Origin of the sequence: Enterobacter sp. UNJFSC 003 (genome assembly GCF_036903355.1) — a bacterium.
In the GTDB taxonomy this organism is placed as follows: Bacteria; Pseudomonadota; Gammaproteobacteria; order Enterobacterales; family Enterobacteriaceae; genus Enterobacter.
The window spans coordinates 25,714-51,157 of record NZ_JBAKHK010000005.1 but is presented as its reverse complement, the minus strand read 5'-3'; the positions used below and the strand labels follow the sequence as shown (position 1 = coordinate 51,157).

At 52.9% G+C, this 25,444-nt stretch carries 21 protein-coding genes and 2 pseudogenes; 14 read left to right on the top strand and 9 right to left on the bottom strand.

The features are described 5' to 3' along the window. Positions 1–115: 115 nt before the first annotated feature. Positions 116–1,654 (top strand): aldehyde dehydrogenase family protein, encoded by a 1,539-nt coding sequence (locus V5P19_RS14065; RefSeq protein ID WP_334404267.1) that lies wholly within the window; start codon positions 116–118, stop codon positions 1,652–1,654. Here V5P19_RS14065 and V5P19_RS14060 read toward each other — a convergent pair. Continuing rightward, positions 1,651–2,616, bottom strand: a complete 966-nt coding sequence (locus tag V5P19_RS14060) for a LysR family transcriptional regulator (RefSeq protein WP_334404265.1) — start codon at positions 2,614–2,616, stop codon at positions 1,651–1,653. The two genes, V5P19_RS14065 and V5P19_RS14060, sit on opposite strands and share 4 nt — an antisense overlap. Before the next feature lie 117 nt (positions 2,617–2,733). On the opposite strand from V5P19_RS14060, the gene V5P19_RS14055 reads away from it, so the two are divergent. The 3 genes from V5P19_RS14055 (at position 2,734) to V5P19_RS14045 (ending at position 4,294) form a co-directional block, all read left to right on the top strand. Beyond that, positions 2,734–3,474 carry a MipA/OmpV family protein gene (locus V5P19_RS14055; protein ID WP_334404263.1) on the top strand — a complete coding sequence of 247 codons (741 nt, stop codon included), beginning with the start codon at positions 2,734–2,736 and terminating at the stop codon, positions 3,472–3,474. 212 nt (positions 3,475–3,686) lie between these two features. Further along, positions 3,687–3,872, top strand: coding sequence for a type II toxin-antitoxin system HicA family toxin (locus V5P19_RS14050; RefSeq protein ID WP_334404261.1), 186 nt, complete (start codon positions 3,687–3,689; stop codon positions 3,870–3,872). A gap of 14 nt (positions 3,873–3,886) precedes the next feature. Then, positions 3,887–4,294, top strand: a complete 408-nt coding sequence (locus tag V5P19_RS14045; RefSeq protein ID WP_334404259.1) for a type II toxin-antitoxin system HicB family antitoxin — start codon at positions 3,887–3,889, stop codon at positions 4,292–4,294. Positions 4,295–4,297: 3 nt separating this feature from the next. On the opposite strand, the pseudogene V5P19_RS14040 reads toward V5P19_RS14045, so the two are convergent. Further along, positions 4,298–5,192: pseudogene (locus V5P19_RS14040) on the bottom strand (type I restriction enzyme HsdR N-terminal domain-containing protein); the annotation flags it as partial. A 257-nt stretch (positions 5,193–5,449) separates the two neighbouring features. Between V5P19_RS14040 and V5P19_RS14035 the strand changes: the two are divergent. Beyond that, positions 5,450–5,794 (top strand): annotated as a pseudogene (locus V5P19_RS14035) (IclR family transcriptional regulator C-terminal domain-containing protein); the annotation flags it as partial. Between the two features lie 3 nt (positions 5,795–5,797). Next, positions 5,798–6,268, top strand: a complete 471-nt coding sequence (locus V5P19_RS14030; RefSeq protein ID WP_334404256.1) for a 4Fe-4S dicluster domain-containing protein — start codon at positions 5,798–5,800, stop codon at positions 6,266–6,268. 4 nt (positions 6,269–6,272) lie between these two features. Here the strand turns inward: V5P19_RS14030 and avtA are convergent, their stop codons facing one another. Together avtA and V5P19_RS14020 are read right to left on the bottom strand one after the other, a co-directional pair. Next, positions 6,273–7,529 carry a valine--pyruvate transaminase gene (gene avtA / locus V5P19_RS14025; RefSeq protein WP_334404254.1) on the bottom strand — a complete coding sequence of 419 codons (1,257 nt, stop codon included), beginning with the start codon at positions 7,527–7,529 and terminating at the stop codon, positions 6,273–6,275. 176 nt (positions 7,530–7,705) lie between these two features. Then, positions 7,706–9,736 (bottom strand): alpha-amylase, encoded by a 2,031-nt coding sequence (locus tag V5P19_RS14020; RefSeq protein WP_334404252.1) that lies wholly within the window; start codon positions 9,734–9,736, stop codon positions 7,706–7,708. Positions 9,737–10,050: 314 nt separating this feature from the next. Between V5P19_RS14020 and V5P19_RS14015 the strand changes: the two genes are divergently transcribed. After that, the gene (locus V5P19_RS14015) at positions 10,051–10,875 is read left to right on the top strand and encodes a protein bax (protein WP_334404250.1); all 825 of its coding nucleotides are present in this window, start codon (positions 10,051–10,053) and stop codon (positions 10,873–10,875) included. Between the two features lie 38 nt (positions 10,876–10,913). Here the strand turns inward: V5P19_RS14015 and xylR are convergent, their stop codons facing one another. From xylR to xylF, 4 genes are all read right to left on the bottom strand, one after another. After that, positions 10,914–12,092, bottom strand: a complete 1,179-nt coding sequence (gene xylR / locus V5P19_RS14010; protein ID WP_334404248.1) for a D-xylose utilization transcriptional activator XylR — start codon at positions 12,090–12,092, stop codon at positions 10,914–10,916. Positions 12,093–12,125: 33 nt separating this feature from the next. Next, complete coding sequence (gene xylH, locus V5P19_RS14005) at positions 12,126–13,307, bottom strand: xylose ABC transporter permease XylH (protein WP_334404246.1); 1,182 nt, start codon at positions 13,305–13,307, stop codon at positions 12,126–12,128. Then, entirely contained in the window at positions 13,285–14,826 is a 1,542-nt protein-coding gene (locus V5P19_RS14000; protein WP_334404244.1) for a xylose ABC transporter ATP-binding protein, read from the bottom strand. The genes xylH and V5P19_RS14000 overlap by 23 nt, the downstream gene beginning before the upstream one ends. 72 nt (positions 14,827–14,898) lie before the next feature. Continuing rightward, a complete protein-coding gene (gene xylF, locus V5P19_RS13995) occupies positions 14,899–15,891 on the bottom strand; it encodes a D-xylose ABC transporter substrate-binding protein (protein WP_334404242.1) in 993 nt (330 codons plus the stop codon). Between the two features lie 371 nt (positions 15,892–16,262). Here xylF and xylA point away from each other — a divergent pair, with 371 nt between their 5' ends. The 4 genes from xylA (at position 16,263) to V5P19_RS13975 (ending at position 20,681) form a co-directional block, all read left to right on the top strand. Then, positions 16,263–17,585, top strand: coding sequence for a xylose isomerase (xylA, locus tag V5P19_RS13990; protein WP_334404240.1), 1,323 nt, complete (start codon positions 16,263–16,265; stop codon positions 17,583–17,585). Positions 17,586–17,662: 77 nt separating this feature from the next. Next, positions 17,663–19,117: a xylulokinase gene (xylB, locus tag V5P19_RS13985; protein WP_334404238.1), complete on the top strand. Its 1,455-nt coding sequence runs from the start codon at positions 17,663–17,665 to the stop codon at positions 19,115–19,117. Positions 19,118–19,221: 104 nt separating this feature from the next. After that, positions 19,222–19,761: an isochorismatase family protein gene (locus V5P19_RS13980; protein ID WP_334404236.1), complete on the top strand. Its 540-nt coding sequence runs from the start codon at positions 19,222–19,224 to the stop codon at positions 19,759–19,761. Next, the gene (locus V5P19_RS13975) at positions 19,761–20,681 is read left to right on the top strand and encodes a helix-turn-helix domain-containing protein (protein WP_334404234.1); all 921 of its coding nucleotides are present in this window, start codon (positions 19,761–19,763) and stop codon (positions 20,679–20,681) included. Before V5P19_RS13980 ends, V5P19_RS13975 begins: the two co-directional genes overlap by 1 nt. Here V5P19_RS13975 and V5P19_RS13970 read toward each other — a convergent pair. Then, positions 20,674–21,669 carry an acyltransferase gene (locus V5P19_RS13970; protein WP_334404232.1) on the bottom strand — a complete coding sequence of 332 codons (996 nt, stop codon included), beginning with the start codon at positions 21,667–21,669 and terminating at the stop codon, positions 20,674–20,676. The genes V5P19_RS13975 and V5P19_RS13970 overlap by 8 nt on opposite strands. A gap of 183 nt (positions 21,670–21,852) precedes the next feature. Between V5P19_RS13970 and V5P19_RS13965 the strand changes: the two genes are divergently transcribed. The 3 genes from V5P19_RS13965 (at position 21,853) to glyS (ending at position 25,309) form a co-directional block, all read left to right on the top strand. Beyond that, complete coding sequence (locus V5P19_RS13965; RefSeq protein WP_334404230.1) at positions 21,853–22,158, top strand: YsaB family lipoprotein; 306 nt, start codon at positions 21,853–21,855, stop codon at positions 22,156–22,158. 160 nt (positions 22,159–22,318) lie between these two features. Then, positions 22,319–23,230 (top strand): glycine--tRNA ligase subunit alpha, encoded by a 912-nt coding sequence (gene glyQ, locus V5P19_RS13960; protein ID WP_003860141.1) that lies wholly within the window; start codon positions 22,319–22,321, stop codon positions 23,228–23,230. A gap of 9 nt (positions 23,231–23,239) precedes the next feature. Continuing rightward, positions 23,240–25,309 carry a glycine--tRNA ligase subunit beta gene (glyS, locus tag V5P19_RS13955; protein ID WP_334404228.1) on the top strand — a complete coding sequence of 690 codons (2,070 nt, stop codon included), beginning with the start codon at positions 23,240–23,242 and terminating at the stop codon, positions 25,307–25,309. Positions 25,310–25,444 lie beyond the last annotated feature (135 nt).

The window sequence follows — 25,444 nt, the reverse complement described above, 5'->3', positions numbered from 1 at the left end:
AAACGAAACGTAAAGTACGGTAATCCGTGATACGCCTCGTAAACCCGTCACCGACTGGCGAGAAAATCACCTGTCGGAACTACCCTTGATGTACACCAACAGCAAGGAGATGGTCATGACAAACAATCCTCCCTCATCGCGCATTCACCCCGGTGAATATGGTTTTCCCCTAAAGCTAAAACCCCGTTATGACAACTTTATTGGCGGCGACTGGGTGGCTCCCGTCGACGGCGAATACTATTCCAACCTAACGCCCGTCACCGGCCTGCCGCTGTGCGAAATAGCCAGCTCGGGCAAGGGCGATATCGATCTGGCACTGGACGCGGCGCATAAAGCCAAAGATAAATGGGGCCAAACTTCCGTTCAGGACCGGGCCGCTATCTTGTTCAAAATCGCTGACCGCATGGAGCAGAACCTGGAGCTGCTGGCAACGGCGGAAACCTGGGACAACGGCAAACCTATTCGTGAAACTATGGCGGCAGATGTCCCGCTGGCGATTGACCACTTCCGCTATTTCGCCTCCTGTATTCGCGCTCAGGAGGGCGGGATCAGCGAGGTCGATAGCGACACCGTGGCGTACCACTTCCACGAGCCGCTGGGCGTGGTGGGGCAGATTATTCCGTGGAATTTCCCGTTGCTGATGGCGAGCTGGAAAATGGCGCCTGCGCTGGCGGCAGGTAACTGCGTGGTGTTGAAACCGGCGCGCTTAACGCCGCTTTCGGTGCTGCTGTTGATGGAAATCGCCGGAGACCTGCTGCCGCCAGGGGTGATTAACGTGGTAAACGGAGCCGGAGGCGAAATTGGTGAATATCTGGCGACCTCAAAACGTATCGCCAAAGTGGCGTTTACCGGGTCGACTGAAGTGGGCCAGCAGATCATGCAGTACGCGACCCAGAACATCATTCCGGTAACGCTAGAGCTGGGCGGGAAATCCCCGAATATCTTCTTCGCCGACGTGATGGATGAGGAGGATGCTTTCTTCGATAAGGCGCTGGAAGGGTTTGCGCTGTTTGCGTTTAACCAGGGAGAAGTCTGTACCTGCCCGAGCCGCGCGCTGGTACAGGAGTCTATTTATGAACGCTTTATGGAGCGTGCCATCCGCCGTGTGGAGTCGATTCGCAGCGGCAACCCGCTGGATAACGTCACGCAGATGGGGGCGCAGGTCTCGCGCGGACAGCTGGAAACCATCCTCAATTACATTGATATCGGTAAAAAAGAGGGCGCTGATATCCTGACCGGCGGCCGCCGTAAGGTATTGGGCGGCGATCTGCAGGAAGGCTATTATCTGGAGCCAACCATTCTGTTCGGGAAGAACAGTATGCGCGTCTTCCAGGAAGAGATCTTTGGCCCGGTGCTGGCCGTGACAACCTTCAAGACGATGGATGAGGCGCTAGAGATCGCCAACGATACCCCGTATGGCTTAGGGGCTGGCGTCTGGAGCCGCAACGGGAATCTGGCTTATAAAATGGGACGCGGCATTCAGGCCGGGCGCGTGTGGACCAACTGCTACCACGCTTATCCGGCACATGCGGCGTTTGGCGGCTACAAGCAATCGGGTATTGGGCGTGAAACCCACAAGATGATGCTGGAACACTACCAGCAGACGAAATGCCTTCTGGTTAGCTATTCCGATAAACCGCTGGGCCTGTTCTAATCATCCTGTTCAGGCTGTCCCTGGGCGGCCTGAACAATCTGCTGGCGCAGACAGTTAAGAATACCGTCCAGCACATACTGCACGCGCCAGGGTTGATACTCGCGCTTGCGAAATATAGCCGTTAAATCGAGCCACCACTCCTCCTGATGTGGGAAACAGGGGACCAGCATGCCGTGCGTTAATTCTTTTTTCAGGCTCTCTTTCGGTGCAAAAACGATTCCTAAATTATTTCTGGCCAGCTCCAGCGCGGTTTGCGTATTGTCGCAAATATAATTGCCAGTTACTTTGTAATCCTGAACTGCCTCCGCACCGTGTATGCGAAAACGCCAAATGTTGGCATCATCAACCAGCATGGAATCTATTAATATGCACGAATGGTTAATTAAATCATCAGGCCCGGATATGGGATGAAGATTTAAATATTCTTTTGTGGCAAACGCCGTGACGGAATATTTTGTCAGCACGCTTGCCACTAAGTTTTCATCTTTTGGCTGGGCGTAGGTAATTAAAATGTCGCAGTCGTCAGGAAACGAAACACCTTCCGAAAATTCATTACGATCAAGATTATATGTTTTCAGCGAGAGGCGAATATCGCCGATCGCTTCAATTTTGTGAATAACGTGGCGTGCCAGATAGGTGACGATCCCCGTTGGGGCGTAAATGGTCACTTTGCCACGTTTTTCATGCTTGTAATCAGCAATGAAATTAATCAGTTGGTTATTTTTATCCAGCGTGGCGTCGATGTAAGGTAGCAAGGCCTCGCCAAACTGGGTGAGTGCCAGCTGGCGGGTGGTTCGCTCAAACACCTTGAGCCCAACGCGCGTTTCAAAATCAGATAAATATTTACTCACATTGGCCTGCGCCATGCCTAACAGCGCGGCTGCGTCACCAATGCTATGCGTGGCGGCAATGACGGAAATGATTTTTAACTCACGCGGCTTCAGTTGCAGGTTACTCATCATGCGCACCCATCTATATGATTTTATATATAATATTATATAAACAGCATCGTTGCATTGGCAAATTTGTAACCATTATTATTCGCCTCGCTTGTTTGGCGTTTAAATGGATTGCATTGAATGACTATTAAAAAAAATTTACTCATCGCTGCCACGTTATTTGCAACATCATCCGCAATGGCCGGTGACTTTTCACTTGGAGCGGGGGCTGTTTTTAATGAGTCGCCTTACAAGGGGTATAACGAAAATACGACGGCTGTTCCGCTCATTAGCTACGAAAGTGATAATTTCTATGTTCGTCAAACCACGGGCGGATGGATTTTGTGGAAAGACAGCAAAAACGAACTCAGCCTGACCGCATCCTGGATGCCGCTGCAGTTCGATCCGCAAGACAATGACGATCGTCAGATGAAGCACCTTGATGAGCGAAAAGCGTCCGCATTTTTGGGGGGCGCATACTACCGCCATGAGCGCTGGGGGAGCCTGAAAGTTGCCGTCTCCGGCGATGCCATGGATGAGAGTGGTGGCGTGTTGGGTGAGATCTCATATTTCCGTCCGATCCGGATGGAACGCCTGACCCTGACCCCGTCGGTAGGCGTTTTTTATAGCGACGAAAGCTATAACAACTACTACTACGGCGTATCCGGCAGCGAATCCCACCGTTCGGGCCTCGACGAATACACGGCGGGCGACAGCTGGATGCCTTATGTGGGCCTCGCGGCAAAATATCAGCTGACCCAGAACCTGTATCTCAACGCCAGCGCGATCTATACCGTGTTGCCCGATGACGTGAAGAACAGCCCGATGATTGACCGCGATGACAGCTTCGCGCTGATGACCGGCCTGACCTGGCGTTTCTGATGTTATAAATCTGTCCCCACGGATGGGGGCAGCCTCTCTGATTGCTATACTCCTCGCATCTTTATCCGTAACGATCTGGGTTGCATTTTTCTTTCCCGTAACGCCTTCCCGTTTTGCCATAAACCGGCTGCACTCTTTTTTACCCTGCGCTATTGTGAAGCCTATCGACATAGGGGTGTGTATTGTGTGTATAATTATCGAAGAATCGGGATGTGAAAAGTGCGGATGTCATCACTCTTTTGGTCAGCTATGGCTGGAAATGCGTAAGAACGAAAGGAAGTCATCACCAATTCCGTCATCCGCTACAAAAGGGGCTTGTAACGGTTCCTCATCCCAGAAAAGACATTAAACTTGGCACCCTCGCTCAGATCTGGCGTCAGGCGGGAATCAAACATTGATATCAGGAGTAATTATGTTTTATCCGGCTTACATTCATTCTGACTCCGACGGTAGCGCCAGCGGTTTTTTTCCTGACGTACCGGGCTGTTTTTTTGCAGGTGATTCTCTGGATGAGGCTTTTGAGGACGCACGTGATGCTTTGATCGCTCACTTCGAAACGTTGTTTGAAAGTGATGAAGAACTTCCCCTGCCAGGTCATGTTGAAGCGCATCTTGTAGCAGCTCCTGGCGATTTTATCGGGGGGCAATGGTTGCTGGTGGATGTCAATATGAATCAGTTCGACGGTAGAGCTGAACGCATCAATATCACCATGCCCCGACGTTTGCTAGTGAAGATTGATTCCTTTGTGAGTGAGCATCCTCAATTTAGTAACCGGAGTGCTTTTCTGGCCGAGGCAGCACGTCGCGTGCTGCCAGGGTAACGATTAGTTATAGAGAGCTGCTGTTGCTTTCAGGATATCGGCAAAGGAATAGATATCATCCACGGAAGTGATTGGGTGACGCGTTTCGTTCTTCTCAATGTCGAAAAGCCCAATGTATTTTTGTGTTCGATTAAAGTGTAATCGGCAAATTGGTTTACGATTATTATCATCCACAAGGATACCAAAGTAGCTTTTGGTATCCCTGTGAGTAATTCGTGGAGCCTCTAGTATCCTTCTGGTGATTGCTTTAACGATATGGTATCCCTCAAGTTCCTCTAATGTGGTTACAACATCGTGCTCATCTTTCTGTTCTTCTTCTTCAACATGAGATGATTCACTGTGCGTCTCGATCATTGCTGGACTTACACCTGTGATGGCAGATTTCAGTCGCTCATTGACCTGATCGTTTATATATTGGCTTGCCGCCTTTTTGGTCAGATTTAAAAAAGACTCTCTAACTTTTTGTGTTAAAATGCCATCGTAAACTCGAGATGCGAAAAATTTCACAAAATCGTCTTCTGGATTATTCAGTTGAGAATGAAGAATTCTTTTGATTTGGCTGACGTATTTCAATTCACCAGCCGCATTGATAATTGATTCCAGATCAAATGAGGATTTTGTTAGCTTTTTTAATTCTGGAATTATATTTTCGTCAATATCAAGAAGATCTACTTCTAAAAATGGTTTTTCATCCATTTTGTTAGGAGCATCCAGGTCGGTAAAAAATTTATAGATTTGACCATTTGTTAGAATTGAAATTCTCGCATTTGTTACATGGAAGTATCTAAAAAGCTGCGATGCGTGATTTATATTTAACGATTCACCGATTTTTTTGCATTCAATGAGTATCTGTTCATCATTTATTTTTCATAATGGCATAGTCAATTTTCTCGCCTTTACCCTGGTTAGCCCGGCTAAACCAGGGAATAAGCGCTTCCGATTCTGCAGCGTGACGACCAATCCTCTTGCCAACAGCGGGTGAGGTCGAGATAGCCTCGCTACACGTCGCCCGTAACCCCTACACCATTTAGCGAAACTTCAGGCCTGGCGCGTCAGTCCGCCAGAGCATCAGGGCGGCAGATATTCTCTAAGCACTTCAGGTTCACTTCCGCCGCCCAGCAAAGGCGCTGTCATCACTGAATAGTATCCACGTGGCCGCTGTACAGTTAGGCGATGGGTAAGATCTGCATGGCGTTTGGCCATCAGGAACAGATCCAACCTTTGACCCGCAACATCATTACTGAATTGAGCGCGATGTATGATGAGCTTGCGGAAATCCGTGAGCACCGTATGGTGATGGACACAGACGAGAATGAGCTGGGCGTTACCTGCTTTGCGGTGCCGGAGTTTGATATTCATGGCCGTGTGCCGTATGCGATCTCTTTCTCGCTATCGACGTCACGCATGAAGCAGGTAGGTGAGAAAAACGTGCTCATACCGCTGCGTGAAACGGCAGAGGCTATCTCAAAAGAGCGGGGTTTTAACGTGCGTGAGGCGTAACAGATGAACCGATTTATCGTCGCGGAAGCGGAAAAATGTATCGGGTGTCGCACCTGCGAAGTGGCGTGCGTGGTGGCACATCAGGAAACAGAAGACTGTACCGCTGTCTCTTCAGACGTGTTTACCTCCCGCATTCGGGTTGTCAAAGGCGGGGCATACACGACGGCAGTCGGTTGCCATCAGTGCGAAGATGCGCCTTGCGCCAACGTCTGCCCAACGCATGCAATTAGCCGGACCTCGGGCGTCTGGCACGTAGAACAGGCACGTTGTATTGGGTGTAAAAGCTGTGTGTTGGCGTGCCCGTTTGGCGCGATGCAGGTTCAGAGGGCGGGAAATCATGCTCAGGCGTTGAAGTGCGATTTATGCGCGCATCGCGAGGGTGGGCCTGCCTGTGTGGAAGCCTGTCCGACTCACGCATTACGCTGCGTCGATCCCGCCAGATTACGCAACGAACGGCTGCATAATCTGGCGTAACGCCTTACTGGCTGCCTTCGCGCCAGGCCTTTTCAATCTCTTCGGCGAGAATTTTCACCCCCGCTTCGATTTTGTCCGGATCGGGCACGTAGTTCATACGCATACACTGATGCGTGTGCGGCCACGGCTTATCCAGCCCCGGGAAGAAATAATCACCCGGCACCATCAGCACGCCGCGTTTTTTAAGACGCTGGTAAAGTAACTCTGTCGTAATCGGCAAATCTTTAAACCACAGCCACAGGAAGATGGCCCCTTCAGGTTTATGGATCAGGCAGCGATCTTCCGGTAGGTAGCGGCGAAGTGTCGCGATTGTCTCCTGCACGCGCTGGAAGTAAAACGGTTTAATTACCTCGTTCGACAGACGCAGCAGGTCGTTGCGTTTAATCATTTCACACATCATTGCCGGGCCAATACCGCCTGGAGAAAGGCTAATAATGCCGTTCATATTGGTAATGGCGGTGATGATTTTTTCATTGGCGATGATAATGCCGCAGCGACTGCCAGGCAGGCCCAGCTTGGAGAGACTCATGCACAGGACGATGTTCGGATTCCACAGGGGACGCGCTTCGCTGAAGATAATGCCCGGGAAGGGAACACCGTAGGCGTTGTCGATCACCAGTGGGATGCCATGCTGATTTGCCAGCGCATCCAGCTTCATCAGTTCGTCGTCAGTGATCACGTTACCCGTTGGGTTGGTGGGTCGCGATACGCAAATCATGCCCGTCTCTTCGCCAACGTGCAGGTGTTCAAAGTCCACGTGGTATTTGAACTGGCCTTCCGGCAGCAATTCAATGTTAGGGCGCGCAGAGACGAACAGGTCTTCTTCGAGGCCGGAATCGGCATAGCCAATATACTCCGGCGCTAGCGGGAACAGCACTTTTTTGGTGGTGCCGTCGGCGCGACGTCCAGCGAACAGGTTAAACAAGTAGAAAAACGCGCTCTGGCTGCCGTTTGTTAGTGCAATATTCTGCGGTTCGATATCCCAGCCCAGCTCTTCACGCAGCATGTCGGCGAGGAGTTTTAGCAATTCGGTTTTACCCTGAGGGCCGTCGTAATTGCAAAGCGCATCAGTCGCTTTGCCGCTTTCCAGCATCTGCGCCAGCAGGGTCTTGAAATAAGTATTCATCTCCGGGATTTGAGCCGGATTTCCGCCGCCGAGCATGATTGCGCCCGGTGTGCGCAGCCCGTCGTTGAGGTCCTCCATCAGGCGGGTAATGCCTGAATGGCGGGTGAATTTGTCGCCAAAAAGTGAAAACGTCATAGCAGGTGATCTGTCGGGCTTATTATGAAAGGGGGTAACCATAACGCTAGCACCGTGCTGGTGCAAATCGGGTGATGTGGTCGGATTTGTTGTTTTATGTGGTTGTTATTGGTTTAGGTAGTGAATGGTTCTGAGATAACCCTCACCCCGTGGGGTGAGGGTTAGGTGAGAGGGGGCTACTGATTCCCCGCCCAGACGACCATCACTTTATCGCCATTATGCTCACGCACAAAGCCGTATCCTTCTTTTAGCGACAACGTGGTTTGCTTGCCTTCGCCAATCGCGGGATGGCGGGCGCGGAACTGCCCGAGGATCTGCCAGTGGGCGACGGTTAAGGCTTGTTTGCCCGTTACGTCCTGCCAGTTCATATCCGAGCGGGTTCCCTGTAATGGGTCGGAGCCCGTCGGGCCGAATGGGCGCTCAGATTCATCTCCATAATAGATTTGTACGCTGCCCGGCGCCAGCAGCAGTAGCTCAGCGGCACGCTGACCGCCTTCACGGAACAGGCGGGTATCGTGTGAAGAGAGATAGCTGAGAACGTTGAAGCTTTGCAGTTTGTCCGCCATTTGCTGCCAGGTCATGTCGATATCGGCAAAGCAAGTCACCGCTTTCGCAGCCTGTTCCTGGTAGTCAAAGTTGATCATCGCGTCGAACCCGTGGCGATAATAATCACTCTGCATGACGCCGTGACCCCATGACTCGCCGGTCATCCAGAATGGCGCGTTGTCGAGTTTTTTGTCAGGGTTCGCGGCTTTCCACGCGGCCAGCGCCTGGTTTGCCTGGTCTTTCAGTTGCTGCCATGCGGCAAGCTCAACGTGTTTTGCCGTATCCACCCGGAAACCATCAATGCCGTAGTCACGCACCCACTGGCTGAGCCACTGAGTCAGGTAATCACGCGGGGTGTTACCTGGGATGGCTTTAGCATGCGTATCGGACTTATGTTGATAAAAATTCGGCAGGCCAGAAGGCGTTGTGGATTCTGTTTTCAGATCGGGTAAAAAGGCCAGCGACAGGGTCAGATCGTCGAAGCCGGGATTGTCATAATCACCGATATCGGTGCGGATCCACTTTTTACCCCACCATTTTTCCCACGCGGCTTTATCGCTGAAGTTGATGTAATCGTTAAAGCTATGCCAGCTTTGGCCAGCGCCGGGCTTCCAGTTTGTCCAGCGTTCACCCAGCGTCTTTTTCAGCTCATCGCCCTGCAGGTACAACGCGCCAAACTTATACTCCTGCATGTCGGCAAGCGTTGCGTAACCCGCGTGGTTCATGACGATATCGAACAAAATGCGGATGCCGCGCTTATGCGCTTCGTCGACCAACTGACGTAAATCAGCGTCAGTGCCCATGTTGGCATCAAGCGTTGTCCAGTCCTGAGTGTAATAACCGTGATAGGCATAGTGGGGGAAATCACCTTTCGTGCCACCACCAACCCAGCCGTGTATCTGCTCCAGCGGAGAGCTTATCCAGAGTGCGTTAACCCCCAGCTGCTGCAAATAATCGAGCTTACCGACAAGCCCTTTGAGATCGCCGCCGTGGAAGGTGCCGATTTCCTGCATACCGTCTTTTTGGCGGCCGTAGCTGTTGTCGTTGGCGGTATCACCATTGACATAGCGATCGGTCAGTACGAAATATACCGTGGCATTTTGCCAGCTAAACAGCGCGGGTTTGTCGGTTTCGGCGCGCTCAAGCAGCAGCAGGCCGTTACTGTTAGCGGCAGGCTGGAGGGTGATTTTTCCGTTCTGAACCGTCGCGGTTTGCTTGCTGTAGAAATCACGCACCACGGTACCTTCCGGGAAGGTTTGAATGACGTTCAGCGTCAGCGGTTTGCCGTCCCACTTAGGACACTGGCGGATAACGTCTGCGACAGGCTTTTCGGCAGCGCTCTGGATTGTCAGCATCAGGGTTGGCGTGCCGGAGCGAGTATCCACACGCATCTGGTATTCGCCGTCGCGGAACAAACGCCACTGCGGCGGTGTACCGTCACAATGCTTAAGTGAGAGCATCTCATTGAGTTTTATCGCATCTGTTGGCTGCCAGCACGCGTTGTCAAGACGTAGCGTAAGAGGACGCGTACCCTTCGCAAGCTTTGCCTGACTGATGAAGACACCGGTACCCTCCGCGCGAAAGGCGTTAAAGTCAGGTGATGACCAGTCTGCATGTGCCAGTGCGGGTATCATCAGAAAAGCTAATGCGGTGCGTTTCATTCCATTTTCCTGTCGCGCAATTTTTGGCCAGTGTGCCACCCGTTGCGGATGAAAAAATCATCCTTGTGCACGTTCTGTCAGGAGGATACGAAGGGATGAGTGATCTCGCGCAAAATTAGGCAGTTATCTGCGATATCGCACACGTTTTTTAAGAAATGACTCTTTTGTGAGCAACTTTTAGGTGACATAGTTTCAGATTTGGACTATTTCTAAACGTGCTCTTGAAGTCTATTTTTGATATGATTTGAGATTCCGCTCTCAATTTTGTGAAAAAAATAAGGTGTTGGAATGTTTATATCCGACCAGGAGACCTAATGATATCGACTCCCATTCGACGATATGGGGCCGCGATACTCATGTTACTCACCATGGCATTTTCGGGTGAGGTGCTTGCTAAGACGCACACGGATACAACGAGTAAGAAAGCCCACGTCATAAAGACGACAAGTAGTAAGGTTAGCAGTAAACAAGAGTATTCTCGCAATAGTGCAAAGAGTAGTTCACTTCCTGATTTGCGAAAATACCCTTCCGGAACACCAAGGAAAAAAGCGTTTCTCCGGACGGTAATGCCTTACATCACGAGTCAAAATGCCGCGATTACGGCCGATCGTAACTGGATGATCTCAAAACAGTACGATAGCCGCTGGTCGCCGTCTGAACGCACGCGTCTGAAAGATATTGCGAAGCGCTATAAGGTAAGCTGGAACGGTAACACGCGTCGTGTGCCGTGGAACACGCTTCTTGAGCGCGTGGATATCATCCCAGGCAGCATGGTTGCCACGATGGCTGCAGCCGAAAGTGGCTGGGGTACCTCGAAGCTGGCTCGCAATAACAACAACCTTTTCGGCATGAAATGCGTGAAAGGTCGTTGCAACAATGCGCCGGGTAAAGTGAAGGGATATTCGCAGTTTGAATCTGTTAAAGATTCCGTGAATGCTTATGTGGTGAACCTCAACACGCACCCTGCCTACTCTTCGTTCCGCAAGTCGCGCGCTCAGCTGCGTAAAGCGGATCAGGAAGTCACAGCCAGCACGATGATCCATAAGCTGAAAGGCTATTCCACTCAGGGACAGCGCTACAATAATTACCTGTTTGCTATGTACCAGGATAATCAACGTCTCATCGCAGCACATATGTAATCTTAAAAAACGCCTTCCATCGGAAGGCGTTTTCTTTTCTAAATCAGCACTTCACTGTAGCGTTCACGGTACTCTTTTGGCGTGGTGTCGTATTCTTTTCTGAATACCGAGTAAAAGTATTGCAGTGACGGGTAGCCGCACATTTGCGAGATTTCATTGATCGAAAGTGAGGTGGAGATCAGCAAGCTGCGCGCTTTTTCCAGCTTTTCCGCATGTATGACGGCATGAATGGTTTCGCCGACCTCCTCTTTAAAGCGCTTCTCCAGATTCGAACGGGAAATGCCGACCGAGTCCAGCACCTGATCAACCTTGATACCTTTGCACGCGTGGTTGCGAATGTAGTGCATAGCCTGAATGACAGCCGGATCGCTTAACGAGCGATAATCGGTTGAGCGTCGTTCGACCACGCGAACAGGGGGAACCAGTAAGCGCTGGAGCGGCAGGGATTCGTTATCCAGCAGGCGATGGAGTAGCTTCGCGGCCTGGTAACCCATCTGGCGCGTCCCTTGCGCCACCGATGAGAGGGCCACGCGAGAAAGATAACGGGTCAGTTCTTCGTTATCGATACCAATCACGCACAGCTTTTCAGGCACCGGGATATGCAAATGTTCGCACACCTGCAGCACGTGGCGGGCGCGAGCGTCCGTTACGGCGATAATGCCGGTCTGCGGTGGCAGGGTTTGCAGCCAGTCCGCCAGGCGATTCTGCGCGTGCTGCCAGTTTTCAGGCGCAGTTTCCAACCCCTGATATACCACGCCCCGATACTTTTCCTGTGCAACCAGCTGGCAGAAAGCATGTTCGCGCTCGACAGCCCAGCGCTTGCCGCTGGTTGTCGGTAACCCATAAAAAGCGAAGCGATGTACGCCTTTTTCCTTTAAATGCAGGAAAGCGCTTTCGACAAGGGCGTGGTTATCGGTAGCGATATAGTGGACCGGCGGATAATGTTCCGGCGCATGGTAGGAACCGCCGACGCCCACAATTGGGACGTCGACGTCAGTCAACAGTTGCTCAATGACGGGGTCGTCATAGTCTGCAATGACGCCATCGCCCAGCCATTCTTTGATGTTTTCCAGACGGGTGCGGAAATCTTCTTCAATAAAAATATCCCACTCGGATTGCGACGCCTGCAAATATTCACCCACGCCTTCAACCACCTGGCGGTCGTAGGCTTTGTTGGCATTGAATAACAACGTAATGCGGTGACGCTTTTCAAACATGGCTTACTTCCCAATTAAGTAACGATACTGTTCTCAGGCACGTCGCTTGGTGGCAGAGTCCATCCAGACCGCCAGCAAAAGAATGGCTCCCTTGACGATATACTGCCAAAACGTCGGGACGTCCATCATACTCATCCCGTTATCCAGCGAAGCCATAATAAATGCGCCCATCACCGCACCGGCTACGCTGCCTACACCCCCCGCGAGGCTGGTGCCACCAATGACGCACGCAGCAATAGCATCCAGCTCGGCGATATTCCCTGCGGACGGTGAGCCAGCGCCCAGGCGCGAGCTGAGGATCAACCCCGCAATGGCGACCATCAGGCCGTTGATGGCAAAGACAGCGAGCTTGGTACGCTCCACGTTAATACCTGACAGACGAGCAGCCTCAAGGTTTCCGCCGATGGCATAAATACGGCGACCAAACGCGGTACGCGTGGCCATAAACATCCCCGCCAACAGCAAGAGCGCCAGCAGCAGGACGGGGGTAGGAACGCCGCGATAGTCGTTCAGTAGCCAGATGGCACCCAACACAATCACGGCGGTGAGTGCCTGACGACCGACGGTGGATGTCGAAGCAGGAGAAGCCAGACCCAGCGCCTGACGGCGCATGCGTCCACGCCACTGCCAGCCAACAAAGGCCATCAGACCCACGACGCCGATCGTGAAGCCTACACCATCAGAGAGGTAGCTTTGACCAATCTGCGACATGGCCGCGCTGGTGGGCGAAACGGTGGTGCCGTTAGTAATACCAATCAATATCCCTCGGAAGGCCAGCATCCCCGCCAGGGTGACGATAAATGACGGCACCTTACGGTAGGCCACCCACCACCCGTTCCAGGCCCCAAGCACCAAACCCAGCACCAGCGTAACGGCAATGGTCAGCGGCAGCGGCCAGCCGAGCCAGACGTCAAAAATCGCCGCTACGCCGCCGAGCAAACCCATCATAGATCCCACCGACAGGTCGATTTCCGCAGAGATAATCACGAACACCATCCCCACGGCCAGAATGCCGGTAATGGCGGTCTGACGCAGCAGGTTAGAGACGTTTCGCGCGCTTAGGTAAGAGCCATCTGTCATCCACGTAAAGAACAGCATGATGGCGATAATTGCCGCGATCATCACGAAAACCTGCAGGTTCAGCGCTTTTAGCCCCGCGAATGCGCCGGGAGTTGGCCCCGCGACTTTGATATCAGACGGATTGCTTTTCGACATGACGTTCGCTCCTTAAAGCGGCTTCCATTACCTGCTCCTGCGTCAGGTTCTGGTTAATCAGGTTGGCTTTCAGTTTCCCTTCATGCATGACCAGCACGCGATCGCTTAGGCCCAGCACTTCGGGTAATTCAGACGAGATAACAATGACGGCAATCCCTTGTTGCACAAGCTGATTGATCAGTTTGTAGATTTCATATTTTGCGCCGATATCAATCCCGCGGGTCGGCTCGTCCAGGATCAAAATGCGTGGGTTGAGGAGCAGGCAGCGCGCCAGAATTGCTTTTTGTTGGTTACCGCCGCTTAAGCGTCCAATGGCCAGTTCAGGGGAGGATGTTTTCACCTTGAGTCTGGCCAGCGACTGAAGAATGCACTGCTGCTCTGCCGCATCATCCAGGCTCGTCAGTACACCAGAGAACTGATTGAGTGCCGCCAGCGTGATGTTTTTACCGACCGCCATAACCGGCACGATGCCATCTTTTTTGCGGTCTTCCGGCACCATGGCGATGCCGTAGGCAATCGCCTGCTGGCAGTTGTGGATTTTGACAGGCTTGCCGTCGATAAAAATACTGCCTTCCCAGCGCCCGGGCCAGACGCCAAACAGGCACTGTACGGCTTCGGTACGCCCGGCACCGACCAGTCCCGCAATGCCCAAAATCTCCCCGCGGTTGAGCGTAAAGGAGACGTCGTTTACGCGCTTGATATGGCGGTTTACGGGATGCCAGGCAGTGAGGTGTTCCACGCGTAACACTTCAACACCCAAAGCGTGGGGTTCATTTGGGTAAAGTGCCGTCAGCTCGCGGCCGACCATCATGGTGATGATGTCATCTTCACTCATGCCTTCGGCTTCACGCGTGCCGATATGTTGGCCGTCGCGGATCACGCAGATGGTGTCCGAAATGGCTTTTACCTCATTGAGCTTGTGCGAAATATAAATACAGGCGATGCCGTGGTTTTGCAGATCGCGGATGATATTGAGCAGGACGGCCGTTTCCTGTTCGGTGAGGGAGGCGGTGGGCTCATCCAGGATCAGCAGGCGAACCTGTTTGTTGAGCGCTTTGGCGATTTCAACAAGTTGCTGTTGGCCCAGCCCCAGGTCCCCCACGCGCGTATCGGGAGAAATAGCCAGACTCACCTGAGCCAGCAGTTTTTCACAGCGCAGCGTCATGGTGTCGTAATCCAACACGCCGTGGCGCGAAATCTCGGCCCCGAGAAAAATGTTTTCCAGCACGGTGAGATGCTTCACCAATGCCAGCTCCTGGTGGATGATGGCGATGCCTTTACGTTCTGTATCGCGAATATGGGTGGCCTGAATAACCTCGCCAGCAAAGACGATTTCACCCTCGTAGCTGCCGTACGGATAGATGCCGCACAGCACTTTCATCAACGTCGACTTGCCCGAACCGTTTTCACCGCACAGCGAAACCACTTCGCCAGGATTAAGCCGCAGGCTCACGTTATCGACCGCTTTCACCGCGCCAAACGCTTTGGTGATACTTTTCATTTCAAGTAAATAAGGCATAACTGCTCCACGTGGCCCGAGGAAAGTACAGGACAAGCCGGTGCGCCCCCGCAGGGCAGGGGCAGCGCTGGATTACAGTTCACTCTTTTTGTGGAATCCGTCTTTAATCACGGTGGCGTCAATGTTCTCTTTATTGACTTCAATTGGTGTGAGCAGACGTGAGGGAACATCCTTCAGCCCGTTGTTCAGAGAGGCGTCTGCTTTAGGTTGCTGACCATTCCCCAGCTCAACGGCAATTTCGGCTGCGGTGTTAGCAAGTTCGGTGATGGGTTTGTAAACCGTCATGGTCTGCGTACCCGCAATGATGCGTTTTACCCCGGCGAGATCGGCATCCTGACCGGAAATGGCGACTTTCCCCGCCAGACCTTGGGCGCTAAGTGCCTGAATGGCGCCGCCTGCGGTGGCATCGTTAGAGGCGACAACGGCGTCAATTTTGTTGTTGTTGGCGGTTAACGCATTTTCCATAATTTTCAGCGCGTTTTCCGGCAGCCATCCGTCAGCCCACTGATCGCCGACCACTTTAATCTTGCCGTCATCGATATACGGTTTCAGGACTTTCATTTGCCCCTGGCGGAACAGTTTGGCGTTGTTGTCTACCGGCGAGCCACCCATCAGGAAATAATTCCCCTGAGGCACTTTATCGACCAGGCTTTTGGCTTGTAATTCGCCGACTTTTTCATTGTCGAAAGAAATATAATAATCAATGTCCGCATTATTAATCATACGGTCGTAGGCCAGAACTTTTATGCCCTCTTGTTTGGCTTCTTTCACCACATTACTTAATACCTGGCCGTTGTACGGGATAATCACCAGCACATCGACGCCTCGGTTGATCATATTTTCGATTTGCGACATTTGCGTTTCTTCGTTGCCGTTTGCCGACTGAACAAAGACGTTTGCGCCAAGTGATTCCGCTTTTTTCACAAAAATATCGCGATCTTTTTGCCAGCGCTCCAGGCGCAGGTCGTCAATCGCCATACCGATTTTGACCTCTTTGGCGTGCCCGGCAAAGCTCGCAAGCAGGAGAGAAGTGCAGAGTGTAAGGGACAGGTTCTTTATCTTCATAATTATTAGGCCTTTTTGTAGGGGTATGTGTCGCTGAGATAAAAGAAACATTCACTGCTGAGACGCAGCAAATTTTTAACGTGGAAAGGCCCGCTGGCAATTACAGATTTTTATCTTCCCATTATGATATTTGGTTTATTTCTGAATTTATGACCGCGATCGGGTTTTAAAATGCGTAACCTATTAATTACATTTGATTCTGGAATAAACGCCGAAAAATAGTTTGCCTGCGCTTTATTTTGCGAGCTAGCGCACAGTTGTGCATTCTCTCAATAGCAGTGTGAAATAACGTAATTGAGCAACCCGGAATGTGTATTCACTATTACTCCAGTATCAATGACTCGCCGCATACCCTGATTATGGAGCTCAATATGCAAGCTTATTTCGACCAACTCGATCGCGTTCGTTACGAAGGCCCGAAATCAACCAATCCTTTAGCATTTCGTCACTACAACCCGGATGAGCTGGTTCTGGGTAAGCGCATGGAAGATCATCTGCGCTTTGCCGCCTGCTACTGGCATACCTTCTGCTGGAATGGAGCCGATATGTTCGGTGTGGGTTCCTTTGACCGTCCGTGGCAGCAGCCGGGCGAGGCCATTGAGCTGGCGAAGCGTAAAGCGGATGTCGCCTTTGAGTTCTTCCACAAGCTGAACGTGCCGTACTACTGCTTCCACGATGTGGATGTCTCACCAGAAGGCGCGTCACTGAAAGAATATATGAACAATTTCGCGCAGATGGTGGATGTGCTGGCTGAAAAACAGCAGCAAAGCGGCGTGAAGCTGCTGTGGGGCACGGCAAACTGCTTCACCAATCCACGCTACGGCGCAGGGGCGGCAACCAACCCGGATCCAGAAGTGTTTAGCTGGGCGGCAACGCAGGTGGTCACCGCCATGAACGCGACGCATCAGTTGGGCGGCGAAAACTACGTACTGTGGGGCGGCCGTGAAGGTTATGAAACCCTGCTGAACACCGACCTGCGTCAGGAGCGTGAGCAGATTGGCCGCTTTATGCAAATGGTTGTCGACCATAAGCACAAAATTGGCTTCCGCGGCACGCTGCTGATTGAACCGAAGCCGCAGGAACCCACCAAGCACCAGTATGATTATGACGTTGCAACCGTGTACGGCTTCCTGAAGCAGTTTGGTCTGGAAAAAGAGATCAAAGTAAACATTGAGGCAAACCACGCGACGCTTGCAGGTCACTCTTTCCACCATGAAATTGCTTCTGCGATTGCCCTGGGTATCTTCGGATCTGTGGATGCTAACCGCGGCGATCCGCAGCTGGGCTGGGATACCGATCAGTTCCCGATCAGCGTGGAAGAGAATGCGCTGGTGATGTATGAAATTATCAAAGCGGGTGGCTTCACCACCGGCGGGCTGAACTTCGATGCCAAAGTACGTCGTCAAAGTACCGACAAATACGATCTGTTCTATGGCCATATCGGGGCAATGGATACCATGGCGCTGGCGCTGAAAGTGGCGGCCCGCATGATCGAAGACGGCGAGCTGGATAAGCGCGTGGCGAAGCGTTATAGCGGCTGGAACAGTGAGCTGGGTCAGCAAATTTTGAAAGGGCAGTTATCGCTCGCTGAGATCGCGAAGTACGCTGAACAACATCAGCTGGCACCGCAGCATCAGAGCGGACATCAGGAGTTGCTGGAAAATTTGGTCAATCATTATCTGTTCGATAAATAACAGATAGTTGAGGATAAAAGAACGTAGGCCCGGTTAGCGAAACGCCACCGGGCATTTCTGTTAAAGGAGTCACCGCAATGTATATCGGGATTGATCTTGGCACATCGGGTGTGAAAGCCATCCTGTTGAGTGAACAGGGCGACGTGTTAGCAACGCAGACAGAAAAACTGCAGGTTTCACGTCCGCATCCGTTATGGTCGGAGCAGGACCCGGAACAATGGTGGCAGGCGACGGATCGCGCAATCAAAGCCTTAGGTGAACAGCACAGCCTGCGCGGCGTTAAAGCGCTGGGTATTGCCGGGCAAATGCATGGTGCAACGCTGTTGGACAGTCGGCATCACGTGTTGCGCCCCGCGATCCTCTGGAACGATGGTCGCTGTGCAGAAGAGTGTGCAATCCTTGAGGCGCGCGTCCCTAATTCTCGTGAGATCACTGGCAACCTGATGATGCCGGGTTTTACCGCACCAAAATTACTGTGGGTACAACGCCATGAGCCGGAGGTTTTCCGACAGGTGGAGAAAGTATTACTGCCTAAAGATTATCTGCGCTTTCGCATGACGGGTGATTTCGCCAGTGATATGTCCGACGCGGCGGGCACGATGTGGCTCGACGTGGCAAAACGCGACTGGAGCGAGGTGATGCTCACTGCCTGCCATCTGACTCGCGATCATATGCCTGCGCTTTTTGAAGGCAGTGAAATAACGGGTACGCTCGCTCCGTCTATTGCTGAACGCTGGCATATGCCTGCCGTTCCGGTGGTCGCCGGAGGCGGCGATAACGCGGCGGGGGCCGTCGGTGTGGGCATGGTCGACGCCGGGCAGGCGATGCTCTCGCTGGGAACCTCGGGCGTCTATTTTGCCGTCAGCGACGGATATCGTAGTAACCCTGAAAGCGCGGTTCACAGTTTTTGTCATGCGCTGCCTGGAAAATGGCATCTGATGTCGGTAATGCTGAGCGCTGCCTCCTGCCTTGACTGGGCAGCGAAGCTCACCGGAATGGCTGATGTTCCGGCTCTGATTGCTGCAGCGCAACAGGCGGACGAAAACGCAGGTACCGTCTGGTTTTTGCCTTATCTTTCCGGCGAGCGCACGCCGCATAACAACCCGGAAGCGAAAGGGGTATTCTTTGGACTTACCCATCAGCACGGCCCGGCTGAACTGGCGCGCGCGGTACTGGAGGGAGTGGGGTATGCCCTGGCGGATGGGATGGACGTTGTGCATGACTGCGGCCTGAAGCCATCCAGCATTACGCTCATTGGCGGCGGAGCACGAAGCCGCTATTGGCGACAAATGCTATCTGATATCAGCGGATTGAAGCTGGACTATCGTACCGGGGGTGATGTAGGGCCTGCGCTCGGTGCGGCACGCCTCGCACAGATAGCCGTGAACCCGAACATGCCGCTTACAGAGCTGTTGCCGCAGCTTGAGCTTGAGCAGGCGCACATACCTGATGCCACACGGCATGCGCGTTATGCGGAAAGGCGCGACGTGTTCCGCAAAATTTACCAGCAGTTGCTGCCGCTGATGTCATAAATTGCGATTGTCTGGAACAAGCACGAGGATGTCCTTTTTTGGTCTGTTCGTGCTCTCATTTCCTCGCCAGGATAGGGTTATACCCACTGGCGAGGAGAACCATCATGTCACGCATTGCATTACTCAACATCGATACCCAACAGTCTTTCCATCACCGGGAGTACTGGCAGGAGCAGGACATTCCCGCCTTTCAGCAGGCGATGCTGGGGCTGATTGACGGCTGCGAGTCGCGTGGTATCCCCATTATTGATATCTTTCATGTCGACGAAGAGGGCCCTTTCTCACTGCAAAGTGGCTATGTCAAACCCATGTCCTTTTTACGTCATCAGACTGCTGTTATCTTCCAAAAGCACGTTCACAACGCGTTTACGGATACGGGGCTCGATCGCTGGCTGCGCGAACGTGATATTAACCAGCTTATCGTGTGTGGTATTCGCACCGAGCAGTGCTGCGAAACAACCGCGCGGGTTGCCTCCGATCTGGGCTATGCTGTGACCTTTGTGAGTGAGGCAACGCTGACGTTTCCGATGACGCACAACGGGATTACCCTAAGCGCTGACGAACTTCGCCATCGCACTGAGACGGTGTTGGCGGGGCGTTTTGCCGATATTAAAACGGTAGCGGGGACGCTGGAGTCACTGTAATGCGTATCGACGTCTGGTTCGTTATGTTGCCCGGGATATTGTCATTAGACATGACCGGCCCGGCAGAAACCTTTGTACTGGCAGGCGATGCATTTCGCCTGCACTACATCGGCCCGCAACCGGACGTCCCGACGTCGATTGGCCTGACAATGAGCGGCATCCAGCCGTTGCCGGAAAATCTGCCAAAAGGGAGCTTGCTGGTATTGCCTGGCGTGAGTGACTCCCGACACCAGTTCTCCACACCGCAGGCACAGCGCATTCAGCACTGGCTGATGCGCCTTCAGCCACAGATTCAGCGTCAGGAGATTTCGCTCATGTGCGTCTGCTCCGGGGCGCTTCTGGCGGCGAAATCGGGCTTACTGAATGGCCGGCAGTGTACTACTCATCACGATGTCATTGGCCGTTTGCGCTCGGCCGCCCCAACGGCGACGATCAAAGAAAACCGGATATTCGTGCAGGATGAGAATATCTGGACCAGCGCCGGGATAACGTCTGGCATCGATCTGGCGCTGCATATGATTAACCGTCTGCGTGGGCCGGAAAAAGCCCTGGCCGTGGCGCGGGAGATGGTGGTCTGGTTCCGCCGGTCTGGTGACGATCCGCAACTTTCGCCCTGGTTACGCTACCGAAACCATATTCACCCTGCCATTCATCGTGCACAGGATGTACTCACCGCCGAACCGCAAAAAGCATGGCGTGTGCTGGATATCGCGGCGCAGGCGCACGTCAGCCCGCGCCATTTGACCCGGCTTTTTCAGGCGCATTTAGGAATCAGCGTTCGGGATTATCTGGAGCAGCTGCGGCTGGCGGTGGCTGAACAGTGGCTTGTGCAGGGGCGTGGCGTTGAACAGGCGTCGCTGGCGGCGGGGTTTTCCTCCCCGCGCCAGTTTCATCGTGCCCGGCTGCGCAGCGTTAGCTAACAAAGCGACGGGTATCTATTTTTTGCAGCAGTATCGACAGCATTAAGCTCACGAGCAACGTAGCGGCAAAGATCCAGACGATATCCAGCATCGGCCAGCTTTTGAGTTCAATGCCTCGGGTGCGTAGGGCATGGATTACCAGCGCGTGGAAGCCATAAATCCCCAGAGAGTGGTGCGAGATGAAGCCCAGGAGAGGAAGCGGGCGATCGTTCAGGGTATTTTTAACCAGTGTTAGCAGAGACACTGCGCAAATAAAGACCATCGGGCCGCAGTAGAGATACCAGGTATCGGCAAAATTTCCACGCCATTGAAGTTCGTGCAGCGTCCCGCGTGAAATTACAACCACGCCAAGGATAAACAGCACGCCGCAAAGCCAGTTTATGCCGCGTTTTTGGGTATTCATCATGCCGATAGCGCGCCCCAGCATACCGTATAGCACGTAGTAAAAGGTGTCGCCGTTTATGTAGAGATTAACCGGCAGCCATTCGAAGCCGTCAATTTTCTGTGAGACGGTATTTGGGTTTGCTATCACGCCAATCACCACCATCAATGCCAGCAGCATCTTTCCACTGACGGTTTTTACCTGAATCAGCGGTGACACCATATAGATAACGATAATGGCGAAGAAAAACCACAGGTGATAAAACACCGGTTTTTGCAGCAGATATTTCAGCGAGAGCCCGGCGTTAATCGAGGTAAACAGCGTGATATACAGTAGTGCGACGACGCTATAGAATCCCAGACAGGAGGCAATGCGTACGAAATGCCTTGGCTGTGCGCTACGCTCGCCAAAAAACAGAAAGCCGGAAATCATAAAGAACAGCGGCACGCTCACCCGCGAGGCGGAGTTGAGAATATTGGCAATATCCCAGTTAACGGGGCTGATACTGTGCGCGTTTGTGACATACCAGGTCGTTGTGTGGATCATCACCACCATCAGACAGGCTATTCCTCGCAGGTTATCAATCCAGTTAATTTTTGACTGCATCAGTTCCTCTTACATCTGATAAAAAGAGTGAGACTGTCATTGTCTGAAAGTCTTCCCTTAGAAAAATCTGAGTTTCATTCAGTGAGCTTGTACGAAGGCCGCGAGATTCGCAGAATGCCTGACCATAATCTATAAAAGCTTTGATACTAAAAATAACAGCCACTGAACAAGGCGGTAATAAAAATGATGATGAAGCGTGTGATGTCACTCTTTCTGCTGGTCATGCTGGCAGGCTGTAGCGCGTCGCAACAACCTCCTGTGCAAAAAGCGCAGCAGGGTAAAGTGAGCCCGGAACGCTCCCTGACTATGGAGCAGCTTTGCAAAGATCGGGCGGCTCGCCGCTATAACGCTGAGGCGCAGGATATTGACGTCACCGGCTTTGAGCGCTTTCAGGGAAGCTATGAGCTGCGGGGCCATACCTCTCGTAAAGAGGGCTTTGTCTGTTCGTTTGATGCGGACGGCCAGTTTTTACATCTCTCTATGCGCTAACGTGCTCGTATAATCAGCAGCCAGACGCTTTCTGCGTTCTGGCGCAAAGGCTTATTTCCCAATTTTCCCTAAACAACCCCGTTTCGTACTGTATATCTTGCAGCCAGCGGGTATACTGATCCCTTCCATTTAAAACCACACGTATCCAGCACGAAATACTATGCAAAAGTTTGATACCAAGACCTTCCAGGGCCTGATCCTGACCTTACAGGATTACTGGGCTCGTCAGGGCTGCACCATTGTTCAACCTTTGGACATGGAAGTTGGCGCAGGCACCTCACACCCGATGACCAGCCTGCGCGCGTTGGGGCCGGAGCCTATGGCGACCGCTTATGTGCAGCCATCCCGTCGTCCGACCGATGGCCGCTATGGCGAAAACCCGAACCGTCTGCAGCACTACTATCAGTTCCAGGTGGTGATTAAGCCATCGCCGGATAATATTCAGGAACTGTACCTCGGGTCACTGAAAGAGCTGGGTATGGATCCCACTATTCACGACATTCGCTTCGTGGAAGACAACTGGGAAAACCCAACGCTGGGTGCCTGGGGTCTGGGTTGGGAAGTGTGGCTGAACGGTATGGAAGTGACTCAGTTCACTTACTTCCAGCAGGTTGGCGGTCTGGAATGTAAACCGATTACCGGTGAAATCACCTACGGTCTGGAACGTCTGGCCATGTATATTCAGGGCGTAGACAGCGTTTACGACCTGGTCTGGAGCGACGGCCCACTGGGTAAAACCACCTACGGTGACGTGTTCCATCAGAACGAAGTGGAGCAATCCACCTATAACTTCGAATACGCAGACGTGGACTTCCTGTTCACCTGCTTTGAGCAGTACGAGAAAGAAGCGCAGCAGCTGCTGGCGCTGGAAACTCCACTGCCGCTGCCTGCTTACGAGCGTATTCTGAAGGCCGCCCACAGCTTCAACCTGCTGGACGCCCGCAAAGCCATCTCCGTGACTGAACGTCAGCGCTACATTCTGCGTATTCGTACCCTGACCAAAGCCGTTGCAGAAGCTTACTATGCGTCCCGTGAAGCCCTTGGCTTCCCGATGTGCAACCGAAACAAATAAGAGGCGGCCATGTCTGAGAAAACTTTCCTGGTGGAAATCGGCACTGAAGAGCTACCACCAAAAGCCCTGCGCAGCCTGGCTGAATCTTTCGCTGCGAACGTGACTGCCGAGCTGGATAACGCTGGCCTGGCGCACGGCAAAATTGAATGGTTTGCTGCACCGCGTCGTCTGGCGCTGAAAGTGGCAAACCTGGCTGCATCGCAGCCAGATCGTGAAGTGGAAAAACGTGGTCCGGCGATTGCTCAGGCGTTCGACGCGGATGGCAAACCGAGCAAAGCGGCAGAAGGCTGGGCACGTGGTTGCGGTATCACCGTAGACCAGGCCGAGCGTCTGACCACCGATAAAGGCGAATGGTTGCTGTATCGTGCCCACGTGAGGGGTGAGAGCGCAGAAGCGCTGCTGCCAAACATGGTGGCAACCTCACTGGCCAAGCTGCCTATTCCAAAACTGATGCGCTGGGGCGCGTCGGACGTTCACTTCGTGCGTCCGGTCCATACCGTGACTCTACTGCTGGGTGATACCGTCATCCCTGCCACCATTCTGGGTGTGGCGTCCGATCGTGTGATCCGCGGCCACCGCTTTATGGGTGAACCGGAATTCACCATCGACAATGCCGATCAGTACCCGCAGATCCTGCTGGAACGCGGTAAAGTCATTGCCGACTACGAACTGCGTAAGGCCAAAATCAAGGCAGACGCGGAAGAAGCGGCGCGTCAGATTGGTGGTAACGCTGATTTGAGCGAAAGCCTGCTGGAAGAAGTAACCTCTCTGGTCGAATGGCCAGTTGTGCTGACCGCGAAGTTTGAGGAGAAATTCCTCGCGGTTCCGGCAGAAGCGCTGGTGTACACCATGAAGGGTGACCAGAAGTACTTCCCGGTTTATGCCAACGACGGCAAGCTGCTGCCGAACTTCATCTTCGTGGCAAACATCGAATCTAAAGATCCGATCCAGATTATCTCCGGTAACGAGAAAGTGGTGCGTCCGCGTCTGGCGGATGCAGAATTCTTCTTCAATACCGACCGTAAAAAGCGTCTTGAAGACAACCTGCCGCGCCTGCAGACCGTACTGTTCCAGCAGCAACTGGGTACGCTTCGCGACAAAACCGATCGTATCGCGGAGCTTTCCGGCTGGATCGCCCGTGAAATCGGTGCGGACGTGAATCATGCGACTCGTGCAGGACTGCTGTCCAAGTGTGACCTGATGACCAACATGGTGTTCGAATTTACGGACACCCAGGGCGTGATGGGGATGCACTACGCGCGTCACGATGGCGAAGCGGAAGATGTGGCTGTTGCTCTGAACGAGCAGTATCAGCCGCGCTTTGCGGGTGATGATTTGCCATCTAACCCGGTTGCCTGTGCCGTCGCGATCGCCGATAAAATGGACACCCTGGCGGGTATCTTCGGTATTGGTCAGCATCCAAAAGGTGATAAAGACCCGTTCGCGCTGCGTCGTGCTGCGCTCGGCGTGCTGCGTATCATCGTCGAGAAGAACCTGAACCTGGATTTGCAGACGCTGACCGAAGAAGCGGTGCGTCTGTACGGTGACAAGCTGACCAACGCGAAAGTCGTGGATGACGTGATCGACTTTATGCTCGGTCGCTTCCGCGCCTGGTATCAGGACGAAGGCTACACCGTCGATACCATTCAGGCGGTGCTGGCACGTCGTCCAACGCGTCCGGCCGATTTCGATGCGCGTATGAAGGCGGTTTCCCACTTCCGTACGCTGGAAGCGGCATCAGCCCTGGCTGCGGCCAACAAGCGTGTATCCAATATCCTGGCGAAATCCGACGAAACGCTGAACGAGCGTGTTAACGCCGCAACGCTGAAAGAGCCGGAAGAGATCGCGCTGGCGATGCAGGTTGTTGTACTGCGTGACAAGCTGGAACCGTATTTCGCGGAGGGCCGCTACCAGGAAGCGCTGGTGGAACTGGCTGAACTGCGTGAAGTCATCGACGCCTTCTTCGAGAAAGTAATGGTGAACGTCGAAGATAAAGATCTGCGTATTAACCGTCTCTCTATGCTCGAGAAACTGCGCGAGCTGTTCCTGCGCGTAGCGGATATTTCGCTGCTGCAGTAAGTGCCTTTGCCTGTCGCTTGCACGGGCCTACAGGTATAAAAAAACCCGCTTCGGCGGGTTTTTTTATACCGTGCTGCTGAAAATTTAACCTTGAAATGGTCAGCAAATTACCGCTATCCTTATTCCCGTTATCTT